8 protein-coding genes are annotated in these 14,570 nt (G+C 66.6%); 5 read left to right on the forward strand and 3 right to left on the reverse strand.

Annotation, left to right across the window (positions count from 1 at the left end; genetic code table 11):
* Position 1 precedes the first annotated feature (1 nt).
* Genes H8S47_RS00490 through H8S47_RS00510 form a run of 5 tightly spaced genes read left to right on the forward strand, consistent with a single transcriptional unit; the run spans position 2 to position 6,812 of the window.
* The gene (locus H8S47_RS00490) at positions 2 to 3,118 is read left to right on the forward strand and encodes an efflux RND transporter permease subunit (RefSeq protein WP_214654858.1); all 3,117 of its coding nucleotides are present in this window, start codon (positions 2 to 4) and stop codon (positions 3,116 to 3,118) included.
* Positions 3,115 to 4,512, forward strand: coding sequence for an efflux transporter outer membrane subunit (locus H8S47_RS00495; RefSeq protein WP_187501969.1), 1,398 nt, complete (start codon positions 3,115 to 3,117; stop codon positions 4,510 to 4,512). The genes H8S47_RS00490 and H8S47_RS00495 overlap by 4 nt, the downstream gene beginning before the upstream one ends.
* Positions 4,509 to 4,727 (forward strand): hypothetical protein, encoded by a 219-nt coding sequence (locus H8S47_RS00500; RefSeq protein ID WP_187501970.1) that lies wholly within the window; start codon positions 4,509 to 4,511, stop codon positions 4,725 to 4,727. The genes H8S47_RS00495 and H8S47_RS00500 overlap by 4 nt, the downstream gene beginning before the upstream one ends.
* The gene (locus H8S47_RS00505) at positions 4,720 to 5,448 is read left to right on the forward strand and encodes a response regulator (RefSeq protein ID WP_187501971.1); all 729 of its coding nucleotides are present in this window, start codon (positions 4,720 to 4,722) and stop codon (positions 5,446 to 5,448) included. Before H8S47_RS00500 ends, H8S47_RS00505 begins: the two co-directional genes overlap by 8 nt.
* Positions 5,445 to 6,812, forward strand: a complete 1,368-nt coding sequence (locus H8S47_RS00510) for an ATP-binding protein (protein ID WP_187501972.1) — start codon at positions 5,445 to 5,447, stop codon at positions 6,810 to 6,812. The genes H8S47_RS00505 and H8S47_RS00510 overlap by 4 nt, the downstream gene beginning before the upstream one ends.
* A 74-nt stretch (positions 6,813 to 6,886) precedes the next feature.
* On the opposite strand, the gene H8S47_RS00515 is transcribed toward H8S47_RS00510, so the two are convergent.
* From H8S47_RS00515 to H8S47_RS00525, 3 genes are read right to left on the reverse strand one after another with little or no spacing between them, the layout of a single operon-like run.
* Positions 6,887 to 8,800: an alpha-L-fucosidase gene (locus tag H8S47_RS00515; RefSeq protein ID WP_187501973.1), complete on the reverse strand. Its 1,914-nt coding sequence runs from the start codon at positions 8,798 to 8,800 to the stop codon at positions 6,887 to 6,889.
* A 23-nt stretch (positions 8,801 to 8,823) separates the two neighbouring features.
* Entirely contained in the window at positions 8,824 to 11,247 is a 2,424-nt protein-coding gene (locus tag H8S47_RS00520; RefSeq protein ID WP_235982515.1) for a glycoside hydrolase family 95 protein, read from the reverse strand.
* Between the two features lie 49 nt (positions 11,248 to 11,296).
* The gene (locus H8S47_RS00525) at positions 11,297 to 14,554 is read right to left on the reverse strand and encodes a TonB-dependent receptor (RefSeq protein WP_187501974.1); all 3,258 of its coding nucleotides are present in this window, start codon (positions 14,552 to 14,554) and stop codon (positions 11,297 to 11,299) included.
* Between the last annotated feature and the right edge of the window lie 16 nt (positions 14,555 to 14,570).

The following is a 14,570-nucleotide window of genomic DNA, read 5'->3' on the forward strand; positions in this document are numbered from 1 at the left end:
GATGGGTATCAGCCGCTTCTTCGTCGAACGCCCCATCTTCGCGTGGGTGATCGCGATCGTCATCATGCTCGGCGGGGTCGTCGGCTTGCGGTCGCTGCCGATCGCGCAATATCCCGACGTCGCGCCACCGACGATATCGATCAATGCGACGTATCCCGGCGCGTCGGCCGAGACGCTCGAGACCAGCGTGACTCAGGTGATCGAGCAGCAGCTGACCGGGATCGACGGCCTGCAATATTTCCAGTCGAGCTCGGACTCGTCGGGATCGGCGTCGATCACCGTCACCTTCGTCAAGGGGACCGATCCCGACATCGCGCAGGTCCAGGTCCAGAACAAGGTTCAGCAGGCCACCGCGCGGCTGCCGTCCGCGGTCACGGCGCAGGGCGTCACCGTGACCAAGTCGAACAGCGACTTCCTGCTGATCGTCGCGCTGTACGACAAGACCGACAAGGCGACCGGCAGCGACGTCGCCGACTATCTGGTCAGCAATTTCCAGGATGATATCGCGCGCGTCAGCGGCGTCGGCCAGAGCCAGGTGTTCGGCGCGGAATATGCCATGCGGATCTGGCTTGACCCGACCAAGCTCGCCGCCGTCCAGCTGATGCCGTCGGACGTCCAGTCGGCAATCACCGCGCAGAATGTCGATGTCTCGGCGGGGCAGATCGGTGCGCTGCCCGCGGTGAAAGGGCAGATGCTGAACGCCACCGTCCGCGCCAAGTCGCGGCTGTCGACCCCCGATCAGTTTCGCCAGATCGTGGTCAAGACCAATACCGACGGCTCGGTGGTGCGGCTGGCAGATGTCGCGCGCGTCGAGCTGGGGCAGGAGAGCTACACGGCCTCCGCCAAGCTGAACGGGCATCCCGCGTCGGGCATGGCGATCCAGTTGGCGACGGGCGCCGATGCCCTGCAAACCGCAGCGGCGGTCAAGGCGCGCGTGGCCGAACTCTCGACCCGTCTGCCCGCTGGCTACACGATCGCCTATCCGCGCGACACCACCGCGTTCGTCAAGCTGTCGATCGAGGAGGTCATCGAGACGCTGGCGATCGCGATCGTCCTAGTGGTGGTCGTCATGTTCGCCTTTCTCCAGAGCTGGCGCGCGACGCTGATCCCGGCGATCGCGGTGCCGGTGGTGTTGCTCGGCACGTTCGGCGTGCTCGCGGTGTTCGGCTATTCGATCAACACGCTGACGCTGTTCGCGATGGTGCTGGCGATCGGCCTGCTAGTCGACGACGCGATCGTCGTCGTGGAGAATGTCGAGCGGGTGATGGCGGACGAGGGCCTGTCGCCCAAGGACGCGACGAACCGCTCGATGGGCGAGATCGGGTCCGCGCTGGTCGGCATCGCGCTGGTCTTGTCCGCGGTGTTCCTGCCGATGGCGTTCTTCGGTGGCTCGACCGGGGTCATCTATCGGCAATTCTCGATCACGATCGTCTCGGCGATGCTGCTGTCGGTGCTGGTTGCGCTTGTCCTGAGTCCTGCGCTGACCGCGACGCTGCTGAAGCCCACGCACGTCGATCCGCTGGAGCGCCGCGGCGCATTCGGAAAGTTCAACCGCTGGTTCGATCGCTCCACGCGGCGATACGTGAATGGTACGCGGTCGGTCATCGGCCGGCGCTGGCTGCATCTGGCGATCGTCGGCGGCATCACCGTCGTCCTCGGTTTGCTGTTCGTCCGCTTGCCCACGAGCTTTCTGCCGAGCGAGGATCAGGGGCAGATCATGGTGATGTATACGCTGCCGGCCGGCGCGACCAACGAGCGGACCGAGGCGGTCGGCAATCGGATCCAGAACTGGTTCTCGACCTCCGAAAAGGCGACGATCGCGGACGCCTTCACCATCAACGGTTTCGGCTTCAGCGGTTCGGGGCAGAATGCCGGCATGGCTTTCGCCAGCCTGGCGCCGTTCGACGAACGCAAACAGGCGAGCCAGAGCGCGACGGCGATCAACGGGCGCGCGATGCAGGCGTTCGGATCGATCCGCGATGCGACCATCATACCGCTCACGCCGCCCGCGATATCCGGTCTGGGCCAATCGAACGGCTTCACGTTCGAACTGACCAACACCAGCGGGTTGAGCCGCGATGCGTTCGTGGGGCTGCGCGACAAGCTGATCGCGGCGGCGAACAAGGATGCCAAGCTGGCCCGCGTCCGTGCCTCGACCTTGCCCGATACGCCGCAGCTGCGCGTGTCGCTCGACGATGCCAAGCTCGCGGTGCTGGGGCTCACCGAAGCGGATGTGACCAATGCGCTGTCGAGCGCGTGGGGCGGCGTCTACGTCAACGACTTCGTCGACCGCGGTCGGGTGAAGCGCGTGTACATGCAGGCGGATGCGCCGTTCCGGATGCTGCCGGGCGACCTCGATGGCTGGTTCGTGCGCAACGCGAGCGGAACGATGGTGCCGTTCTCGGCGATCGCGACTTTGTCCTGGGAGAAGGGGCCGAACAGCGTCTCGCGCTTCAACGGGCGGTCTTCCTACGAAATCCAGGGCGAGCCCGCGGACGGCGCGAGTTCGGGCGATGCGATGGCGGAGATGGTCAAGCTGCAGCAGCAGGTGGCACCGGGTACCGGCTATGCTTGGGCGGGGCTCTCGTTTCAGGAAAATCAGGCGAGCGGGCAGGGGACGACGCTCTACGGCGTGTCGATCCTGATCGTCTTCCTCTGCCTCGCCGCGCTGTATGAAAGCTGGTCGGTGCCGATCGCGGTGTTGCTCGTGCTGCCGCTCGGGATCGTCGGCGCAGTGCTGGCGGTGACGATACGCGGGCTCGACAACGACATCTATTTCCAGGTCGGGTTGATCACCACGATCGGTCTCGCCGCCAAGAACGCGATCCTGATCGTCGAATTCGCCGAGGAGGCGCGGCGTGCGGGCAAGGACGTCGTCGATGCCGCGCTGGAGGCGGCGCGGACCCGGTTGCGGCCGATCCTGATGACCAGCCTCGCCTTCGTGTTCGGCGTGTTCCCGCTCGCGGTCGCCACCGGGGCGGGGGCCAACAGCCGGATCGCGATCGGCACGGCGGTGATCGGCGGCATGCTGACCGCCACCGTGCTTGCGATCTTCTACGTGCCGATGTTCTTCGTCGTCATCGCGCGGCTGTTCCACGGGCGAAAGGAAGCGGCATGATCTCGTTGCGTAGCGCGATGCTGTTGCTGGGGGCGAGCGCGCTCACCGGCTGCAACCTCGCGCCCCATTACGTCCGCTCGGTCGCGGAGTCGGTGCCGTCGCGATGGCCATCGGGGGCTTCCTACGCCTCGACAGCCGCCTCGACCTCGGCTGGGATGCCGTGGCGGTCGCTGGTCGTCGATGCCAAGCTGCGCACGGTGATCGAGCAAGCGCTCGCGCATAACCAGGATCTCGCCGCGGCGGTCGCCAATGTCGCGTCGGCGCGCGCGCAATATCACGTGCAGCGCTCCGAGCAGTTTCCGACACTGTCGGCCGATGCGGGAGCGACGATCACGCGCGCCGTCACCGGCGGCGGCACCGCGTCGTCGGGGTCCACGACCCTCTTCACCGGTGATGTCGGCGTCAGTGGGTTCGTGATCGACCTGTTCGGGCGGCAGAAGAACCTCTCGAAAGCCGCATTCGAAACCTATCTGAGCACTGCCAGCGGCGCGCGCTCGACGCGGTTCACCGTCGTATCGGAAACCGCGACCGCGTATCTGACGCTCGCCGCCGATCGCGACCTGCTCCAGGTGTCGCAGGATCAGGTGCTTAGCAGCGAGCGGACGGTGCGGCTGAACGAGGATCTGCACGACACGGGGCTGGTGAGCGGCGCTGACGTTGCCGATGCACGTACGTTGCTGGCGCAGGCGCAGGCCGACGTGGCGCAGAACACGACGCAGGTCGCGCAGGACCGCAACGCGCTCGAGCTGCTCGTCGGCGGGCCGGTCGAGGACGCGTTGTTGCCGACCAGTCTCGGCGCGCTCGATGCAGGAATCGCCAACGTCCCCGCCGGCCTTTCGTCGACGGTGTTGCTCGATCGGCCTGACGTGGTCGAGGCCGAGCACCAGCTGAAGTCGGCGAACGCCAATGTCGGTGCGGCACGCGCGGCGTTCTTCCCGACCATCTCGCTGACCAGTATGCTGGGGCTCGCCAGCACCGCGTTGACCAGCCTGTTCTCGGGATCGACGTGGTCGGCGACCCCATCGGCTAGCATACCGATCCTCGGCGGCACCAATCGCGGCAACCTCGATTATGCGAGGGCGCAAGTGGACTATTACCTCGCGACCTATCGCAAGGCTGCGCAAACGGCCTATCGCGATGTTGCCGACGGGCTTGCCCGACGTGGTACGATCCTGCGCCAGCGACGGGCCCAGGTGGATCTCGTCGCCGCCGCGCAGAAAAGCTATTCGATCAGTGAGGCGCGGTACCGTGAAGGCACCGACAGCTTCCTCACCGCGCTCGTGGCGCAGCGGACGCTGTATTCGGCTCGTCAGACCGCGATCGCCGCCGACCTGACCGACCTGACCAACCGCGTGACGCTGTACGAGGCGATCGGTTCGGACGATTCGCTGTGACGAACCGAAACCCTCCGGACAAAACGGCCGACGAAGAGTTTCGCTATTGGTCGAACCGGTCGTGGGACGAGACGGCGCAATCTCTCGCCGCGCATTCCGGCGTAGCGCAGGACGCGCATTGGCGGCTTGCCGTGCTGTGCATCCGCCGGGCGCTGACCTATGCTCCTGCCGCGTCCGCGACCTGCGGCCCGAACATCTGGGACCATGATGACTGAGATTGCGACTGGGACTGCTGTCGACCGCCCTCATCTCCTGATCGCCGACGACGACGCCGACATCCGCGATCTCGTGACCGCGCAGTTGATGCGGGAGGGCTATGCGCTCAGCGCGGCGGGCGACGTGTCCGGTATCCGCGCGACGCTCGCGGCAGGCATCGTCGATCTGATCGTGCTGGATCTCGGTTTGCCCGACGGCGACGGACTGACCCTGTGTCGCGAACTGCGGAGCGAGGGCTATGCCGGCGCGATCATCATGGTCACCGCCCGCGACAGCGCGATCGACCGGGTGCTGGGGCTGGAACTGGGCGCCGACGACTATCTCACCAAGCCGTTCGAACCGCGCGAGCTGACCGTCCGAATCCGCAACCTGCTCAGGCGTGGCGCGCGCGAGACAGGTACGGGCGCTCCGGTCCGCTTCGCCGCGTTCGGGCGATGGCGGCTCGACCTGATCAAGCGCCGTTTGCTGGCGCCGGGCGACAGCGTGGTGATGCTGTCCACCGCCGAGTTCGACATGCTGTCCCGCCTCGTCCAGTCGGTCGGTCGTCCGCTGTCTCGCGAGGCGCTGATACCGGCACGGGCCGCGACCGCCGCGCACGATCGGACGATCGACAACCAGATCAGCCGGTTGCGCCAGAAACTCAGCCCCGACGGCGAGGACTTGATCCTCACCGTTCGCGGCCAAGGCTATATGCTGGCTGCAACCGTGACCTTCGCATGACGCCGTGGCTCGCGCGCGGCGTGCGGTTCTTCGGCACGCTGACCGGGCGGATGGCGTTGACGCTCGCTACGGGTGTGGTGATCGCCTTGGTCGCGTCGATCCTGATCGCCGAGCGAGGCCGGCAGGCGGAATACGACCGCGGTCGCGAAGAGCGCGTGGTGGCCAGCGCGCTCGATGTGATCAAGCGACTGAACCACGCCCCGGACGGCATGATCGCGAACCTGCGCGATGGCCGTCTGATCGGTGCGCAACTGCTGCAAGGCGCGTCGATCCCGACCGCAACGCCCGACGACGAGATGACCCGGAAGCTGGCCATGCGGGCGACGCCGGCGTCACGGCCGACGATCGCCCGCGTGCCCGGCATAACCTGTCTGGGCGGCGACCCGTTCTGGACGCGGCCTCGGGCGGCGGGGTTCGATGCACCTCTGGCGCCGGATTGCTGGCTTCTGGCGGTGCGCGTGCAGGGACGTCCGGTCGCGATCGCGTTGGCTTTGCCTCACCTGCCCGCGCCACCCAGCTGGACGACGGACTGGCGGTTCCTGTTGCTGGTCTTCACTGCGGCGTTCATCCTCTCGTTGATCGTCGCACGCGTCGCGACGGCGCCGCTACGGCGCTTGTCCGCCGCGGCCGAGGCGTTCGCCCGGTCGATCGACGCGGAGCCGGTGACGGAACGGGGGCCGAGCGACGTTCGCGCGGCGCTCGCCACCTTCAATCTCATGCAGGAGCGGGTCCGGGCGGGCCTGCGTGAGCGGACCCGCATCCTCGCGGCGATCAGCCACGATCTCCAGACCCCGCTGACCCGACTGCGGCTCCGTCTCGAACAGGTCGAGGACGAGGCTTTGCGCGAACGCCTGGTCGCGGATCTGTCGGCGACGCTGTCGATGGTGAAGCGCGGCCTGGATCTCGCGCGGAGCGGCGAAAGCGGCGAGGATTGGTCCTCCGTCGATATCGACTCGCTATTGTCGAGCCTTGCCGACGATGCCGCCGAATTCGGCCATGCCGTCTGCTTCACGCAGGGCTGCGGCAGCCTGGTACGGGCGCGTCCCGATTCGCTTAACCGCTGCCTGGCGAACCTGATCGACAATGCTATCAAATATGGTGGCAATGCCGAGATCGCGGCGCGTCGCGCGGGAAAGGTCGTGATCATAACCGTCCGCGATCACGGTCCCGGGATGACGGAGACGATGCTGGCGCATGCCTTCGATCCGTTCGTCCGCGCGGATACGTCGCGATCGAGCGCGGACGGCACCGGGATCGGCCTGACCATCGCGCGCGCGCAAGCGGCCGCGACCGGAGCGATATTGTCGCTCGATAATCATCCGGACGGGGGCCTCGAAGCGATGCTGACCGTCACCAGATCGTGATGGCCTTCGACGAATGATCGCCACATCCTCGCGGTCGTGCAGGGCGGACGAGACTAAGTCGTCAGTCCGAGTCTCTATCCGAACAGGTCGATACCGGCGATCGCCATATGACTTTTCGGCGCCGCCAATCCGACGAACGTCATCCGTACATAGCTCGCGTCGGTCTTGGCGGCGAACAGGATGCGCTGCGGCGATAGCGCGTTGGCGATGTTCGAGAATTCGTCGGACGCGGCATTGCTCCACGCTTTACCGTCAACGCTGGTTTCCACGACGAACCGCTTCGGTGGCGCGCTGTCCGTGTTCACGGCGCGGGAGGGGGTCAGGATGAAGCCTGCCAGTCGTTGCCGCTTGGCGAGCTTGATCGTGACCGTCGCCGATCCCGAGGCGGCGGCGACCGGAACCTGCCAGACGCTGCCCGGATCATTGTCGATCAAGGCCTCGGCGCCAGACCCAGTCGCGGCGACGATTGAAAGGTCGGAGGACGGCAGCACGTCGCGCGCACGGGCTTGGGGTAGTTTAACGGCAAGCGGGGCGACCTGTCGGAACAGCGCGACTTCGCTGATCGCGGGGCATGCCTGGGCAGCGACGATCCGGAGGCGCAGCCGTCGTGCGACCACGGGCGCAGGCAGGCGGACGACGCGCTGCGCGGCAATGCATTCGCCGCGTGCGACTTCCGACCATCCCGCACCGGTATCGATGTCGATCGCAAACCGGTCCACGCGCACGCCGAGCGGCAGGAACTCGCGGATGCGCACGAGATCGAAGCTGGTGCCGGGCGGCAGGTCCAGCACGAGGCTAGGCGTGTGGATGGCATCGGGCGTCGACCAATAGCTCTTGGGATTGCCGTCGAGCACGTTCCGCGCGGCGAAGCCCGGGCCGCGGACGTGATCGGCCGAGGCGACCCCGCGGTCGGCGAGATTCTTCGCGAACGTCGCGCGCTGCGCCGCACCGAAGGATTGCAGCACCGCGACGTCCGGATCGGCAAGGCGACCGCGTCGGTCGGGCGGCAGATTCAGGATCAAATTGGTCCCACGCGCGATCGATTCGTCGAACAGCCGTAGCATCCGCTGTGGATCCTTGACCTTCGAATCCTCGTCGGCGTGGTAGAACCAGCCCGGCCGGATCGAGGTGTTGGTCTCGGCGGGCCACCACAATGGGCCGTTGCGTAGGCCGGCATTGCCCTCGGCCTGGGTCGGCTTGTGATTGGCCATAGTCGGCCAGCACGGATCGCCAGCGACCCCGTCCTCGTTGCCGACCCAGCGCGCATCGGAGCCGAGCGGCTCGAACGTGCAAGCCATCGGCTGATGCTGGTGGACCAGCGCGAAGATCGACGGCCAGTCGTAATAGGTCTCGGAATCGATCTTCCGCGTTTCGCGCGCGCCACCATAATAGCCGTCGCCGCCATTGGCGCCATCGAACCAGAATTCGAACAGCGTGCCATAGCGCGTGCAGAGCTCGACGATCTGCTTGCGGTAGTAATCGAGATACGCGGGGCGGCCATAGTCCGCGTGATTGCGATCCCAGGGCGACAGATAGATCGCGAAGTCCATGCCGGCCCGTCGCGCGGCCTGTTCGAATTCGCCGACGATGTCGCCCTTGCCGTCGCGGAACGGGCTGTTGCGCACGCAATGTTCGGTCAGCATTGTCGGCCACAGGCAGAAGCCGTCATGATGCTTGGCGGTCAGGACGATACCGCGCAGGCCGCCCGCCTTGGCCGCGCCGACGATCTGATCCGCCGAGAAGTCGCTCGGCGCGAACAGCTTGGGATCCTCGTCGCCATAGCCCCATTCGCGATCGGTGAAGGTGTTGATCGAGAAGTGGACGAAGGCATATTGCTCGCGCGCATGCCAGGCGAGCTGGCGCGGGGAGGGGGTTGCCCCCCAGGGGGCGGGGGCTGCTGCGGATGCGGGTTTGCCGGCCCAAGCGCTCGACGTGCCCATCGAGGCGAGCCCCGTTGCCAGCATGGTGCGGCGAGTGATGATCGACATGGCGGCTCCTCGAAAATCTTGAGTCATGCGGCGTCGGAACGCCTGCGTAGCGCGATGCGATAGGGTCGGCCCGGCGTGGTCGCGAACGTGATCGCATGCGGGTCCCGTTCGAGCCGGATGGCCTTGCCCTGGTGCGATACCGTCACCGGTTCGAAGCCAGGCGGCATCCGGATCGTCAGGCGCTCACCCCCGGCGATCACGGTCGCATCGACGTGCAGGCCGCTCCAGCTGATCGCGACCTCGTGACCGCCCCGCGCGCGTAGTCCTGCGACGCGGCCCGAGGTCCATTGCGGCGGGTGCGCGGGTAGCAACGCGATCTCCGTCTCGCGGCTTTGCAGCAGCATCTCGGCGATCGCCGCGGTGATGCCCAGATTGCCGTCGATCTGGTATACCGGGCGCGGTTGTGCGGGGTGGGTGTCGAGCAGATTGGCCGCGACGCTGTTGACGATAAAGGCGGAGAGCGACCGCCCGGCCTGTGCCCCGTCCCCGAGCCTCGCCCAAACTGCTGTCGCCCAGGCGCGGCTCCACCCGGTGCTGGCGCCGCCATGCGCCTCGCGGCGGGCCATCGACGCACGGGCGGCCTGCGCGAGTCGCGGTGTCCGGACCGGGTCGATCGCATCGCCGGGGTACAGCGGATACAGATGCGAGATGTGGCGATGACCCGGATCCTGCTCGGCAAAGTCCGTCGACCATTCCTGGAGTTGGCCGTAGCGACCGACACGGTAGGGTTCGAGCTGTTCGAGCAATCCCGTCAGGCGCGCACTAAGCCCGTCGACATCGCCGATCACCGCCATCGCCGCGATGCAGTTGGCGAACAGTTCGCGGATCAGCGCGAGGTCCATCGTGCAGCCGGCCGAGATCGCCGCCGACTTGCCGCTCGCCGTCAGGAACAGGTTCTCGGGCGAGATCGACGGTGCGGTGGTCAAATGGCCGCTGCGGGGATCGCGGACGAGCCACGCCGCGCAGAATTCGGCACAACTGCGCATCAGCGGAAAGCCGCGTACCTTGAGGAATGCACGGTCGCCGCTGAAGCAGTAATGCTCCCAGACATGCTTGACCAGCCAGGGCCCCGCCATCGGCCAGTTCGCCCAATTCGGATCGCCGACGCCTGCACCGACCGGATTGCTCATCGCCCACAGGTCGCTGTTGTGATGCACGCACCAGCCGGGCAGGCCGTACAGCGATCGGGCGGTCTGCGCACCGGTGACGGCCAGCCGCTCGATATGATCGATCAGCGGCAGATGGCAGTCCGCGAGATTGCAGCTCTCCGCCGGCCAATAGTTCATCTGGAGATTGATGTTGGTGGTGTAGTTGCCACTCCAGGGCGGGCGCAGTTCGGCATTCCAAACGCCCTGCAGGTTCGCGGGCATCGTGCGCGCGCGCGAACTGGCGATCATTAGATAGCGGCCGAGCTGGAACAGACGCTCCGCGCGTGGCGTATCGCGGTCGTCGGCCGCCCCGTGCAGTTCGAGCGAGGCACGGCGATAGAGCGACTGGTGATCGGCAATGTGGCGATCGAGCAGCGTCGCATAGCCATGCCGCGCGCTCGCTGCGAGGATGCGCTCGGACGAGGCGCGGACGGTCTCGACGGGCGTGCCCGGCATCAGGTCGAAGCGGCGGAACCCGGTGGCGGCGGCGATCCGGATCAGCACCGTGGTGGCGCCGCGGATGCGCAGCGCGCCGTCCGCCGCGGTGACCTCGCCGCCCTCGGTCTCGACCGACAGGATCGTCGCGAACGCCATGCCGTGGCCGGGCGTATCCGAATAGCGCACGGGGTCGGGGACGTCGCGGTAATTGGGTTCGCTCAGCGCCGGCGCCTTGCCGACCAGCGTGATTCGGTTGCCGCCGGCGTTTGCGGTTGCGCGCAGTTTGCTCGTCAGCTTGAGGCCGCAATCGATCATCCCCCGACGATCCGCGGTGAGACGCAGGACGATCACCGAGTCGGGATGTGAGGCGAACAGGTCGCGGCTGAACGTGACGTCGCCACAGCGATAGGCGACGGAGGCGACCGCGCGATCGAGGTCGAGCACGCGGCGATACGCCTCCGGGGCCCCGACATGATCCATTTCGAGGTCGAGATCGGCCATCGGCGCATAGCTGGCGCTGAACGGTCCTTGGAGCGCCGTGCTGATCCTATCGGCGGTCACCGGGTCGTCCGCGAATACGGCGCGACGGACCGCCGCCAGCGCTTCCCGGCCGTCGTGATCGGGCTTGGCGGCAGGCTGTCCGCTCCACAGCGTATCGTGGTTGAGCGACAGCACGTCGCGCGCGACTCCGCCGCCCATCATCGCACCCAGCTGCCCGTTGCCGACCGGATGACCGAGCAACCATTCGGTAGCGGGTTGCTTGGCCGTGATCCGGTGGCGTGCGTCCGTCCCCGGCTCGGCACCGGCATCGCCCACCCCGGCGAGCAGGCCGGCAAGCACCGACCCGGTACCCCCGGCCAAGACGGCGCGACGCGATACCCCGTCGGACGCGGGGGACTTGGTACCCAGCTCAGAAATCGACCGTCGCCCCTACGCTGATCGACCGGCCGAGCGAGTCATACACCGACGGCGAGGTGTTGACGCGTTCGGCGGCCTCGAGTGGCGGGCTCGGGCGGACCGGTGCCGAGCGGTTGAGCACGTTGTTCACCACCACCCGCAGCGTCAGCGCGCGCGATATCGTCACGCTGCCGCTCAGATCGAACACGTCGTAGGCGGGCAGATACTTGTATTCGTCCGGCACGGTCGGATCGTCCTCCCCGAAGATCGGATTGCCGTCGAGCCGCGAGTTCTTGAGCCCCGAATTATGGCGCCAGTTGACCGAGATCAGCCCCTGCGTCTGCGCGGACTCGGGCGAACTCAGCGTGAACCGGAAATTATGCTGATAGCGGCGATAGCCCTGACCCGCATACGGGCCAAACAGCCCGACCACGTTGAAGTCGGTATCGGGCAGCCCCAGATCGCCGCCCTTCGCGGTTTGCAGCGTCGACGTGTAGCTGGTCGAGAACCGCGCCCAATTGCCCAGCCGCGTGTCGTAGTTCGCGGAGAAATTGAAGCCGCGCGCGTTGGTCCGGCCGAGGTTGCTATACCCCTGGTTGATGTAGCCCGTTGCCGATCCGGCATTGCTGAACAGCGTCCCGTCGGCGTTGCGCTTCAGCTGGCTGCAGAAGAACTCATAGCCGGTGTTGGCGCAGGTCTGCAGGAAGTCGATCGCCCGGTAATAGCCGATGCCGTTCTCGATCTCGATGCTGTAATAATCGGCGGTGGCGGAGAAACCGCGCAGCATCCGCGGCGTGAGGACGAGGCCATAGGTGTAGGTATGCGCGACCTCCGGCGTCACCAACCCCTCCGAGCCGTTGCGCACGGTGCACAGTAAGTCGGGACATTGCGCGATCGAACCATATTGCGCGTCGGTCACGCCGGTGCTGGCGCAGATCTCGCGGCTCGCGACCGGGCTGGTCCCCGCACAGGGATCGCCGAGCGTGTTCGTATCGAGCGTGCCGTAGCTCGTATTGGCGTTGGACGAGAGCTCGTAGATGCTCGGCGCACGCGTAGCCTTGTTATAGCTCGCGCGGAACAGGATGTCCTCGACCGGGCGCCAGCTACCGTCGATCTTGTAGGTCGACTGCGCCTTCGCGATGCCCGAATATTTCGAGCCGCGGATCGCCGCGCCGACGCTCAGGTCGCGGATGAACGGCTTGTCGCTGACCAGCGGCACGTTGATCTCGCCGTACAGGTCGGCGGCTTCGTTCGACAAGGTCGTCGGCGTCGAGCCGAAGGCGGCCTGGTACGCGGCATCGGGGCGCGATCGATAGGTGTTCCGGCGGTATTCGCCGCCGACCGCGACGTTGATGCCCTTGGTCGAGAAGGGGCTTTTGAGGCCGTAATCGCCGAGATCGCCGGTGACGTTGGCATTGCCGACCCACTGCTCATAGCGTTCGCGGAACACGCCGCCGCCCTCCGCATAGGACAGATAGTCCACCGCGGCGGCACTCGGCCCGTTGGTCGAGAAGATGTCGAGCGGGACACAGCTCGGGTCTGATCCGTTGACGGCCGAGACGCAGGTCGGCGTGCCGTTGACGTCGACCACCTGCAACGCGTTGGCGACATTGGTCGGATCGATCCGACCGGTCTGCTGCTGGCGGTACAGCGTGGTCGAGTAGACGCCGCCGACATCGTAATGCCAGGCGCTGCCGAGATCGCCGCGAACGCCCGCCACCGCGCGATAGATCTCGTTCGACGACCGCGTCGTCTGCGGCTCGGTGAAGCGGTAGCGCACGTCGGTGCGGACGTTCGTGCTGGTGCCGGCCGCCGATCCGCACAGCGCGCCGGCCTGTTGCGCGGACAGCAGGGGGTTGTTGCAGTTGATGTCGTACGGGGTCGATCCGGGCTGGATGGTGGCGGGGTCCGACTGGCTCTGCGATTCGGACCGCAGATACAGCCCGTTCGCGTAGAGCTGAATCGCCTTCGAGACTTCGTAGTTCAGGAACGTCGCGCCGTTGTAGCGCTTGTTCTGCCGCTGGAAATAGAAGCTGTCGTTGTAGTTATAGCCGTTCGTGCCCGTGAACGGGACGAATTCGCGGCCGCCATCGGCCGCGTTGGTCAGGATGTTGCCATTCTGCGCCGGGCCCGACAGCGCCTGGAAATACCCCGCCGAGGTGGCGGACGACGGCGATGCGCAGACCACGGTCTGGCCCGACAGCGTGATGGGGCAGACCGAGAACGAGCGCGACGAGGCGAGCACGGGTTCGGTCTGGCTGTACGCGCCGAACACCGAGATATTGCCCCGGCCGCCGGCGAAGTTCTTGCCCATGCTGATATTGGCGTCGAACCGGCCGCCATCGTTGGTCATGCCGCTGGGGACCGCAAACCCGGAATTGCGTGCCGCCTGCGCGGCGATGTTGTCGCGGTTGTCGGCGTTGTAGAAGCCGTAGTTGACGTTCGCGTTGACGCCTTCGAAGTCCTTGCGAAGGATGAAGTTCACCACCCCGCCGATCGCATCCGAGCCATAGACCGCGGATGCTCCGCCGGTCAGCAGGTCGACCCGCTCGATCAGCCCGACCGGCACGACGGAGGCGTCGATGCCTTCGGTGACTCCGATCCGCTGGCCGTCGATCAGCGTGAGCGTCCGGTTGGTGCCCAGCCCGTGGAAATCGAATTGCTGGCGTCCGTTGCCGTTCGACAAATTGGTATCGCTGTTCTTGATCGCGGGTACGCGGTTCAGCACTTCCTGCACGCTGAACGCCGCCTGCAGTTTGATGTCTGCCTGGGTGACGCTGGTCACCGGCGCGGTCTCGACGAGGTTCTTGGAGCGGATGCGCGACCCGGTGACGACGATGTCGCCGCCGGGCGGGGGCGTTGGGGCGGTGTCGACTTCGGTATCGGCCGCCGCGCGATCCTGGGCGGTTCCCGGTACCGTAATCGCGACCCGGGTGAGCGCGGCGGGGCGGGTGATCACATAGACGCCCTGGCCGGTCCGCGACATCGTGAGGCCGCTGCCCTGGAGCAAGCGGCCGATCGCCGCGTCCGCCGTCATCGCGCCGATGATGGAGGGGGCAATGCGACCACCGAGTGCCGCTTCGTCGAACACGATCTGCACATGCATCTGACGACCGAGCAATCGCAGCGCCGTACCCAGCGGCTGTGCCTTGATATCGATGCGGACCACCCGCTGGGCTTGCGGTGCCTGCGCCTGCGCCGACGTGACCGTCATCATCGTCGCTATAGCCGCGCAGCTTGCGCCGAGAATCATGCGCTTCGTCACAGTCATCAACCGCCCCCTCGTC

The organism is Sphingomonas albertensis, from assembly GCF_014358075.1.
GTDB lineage: Bacteria > Pseudomonadota > Alphaproteobacteria > Sphingomonadales > Sphingomonadaceae > Sphingomonas > Sphingomonas albertensis.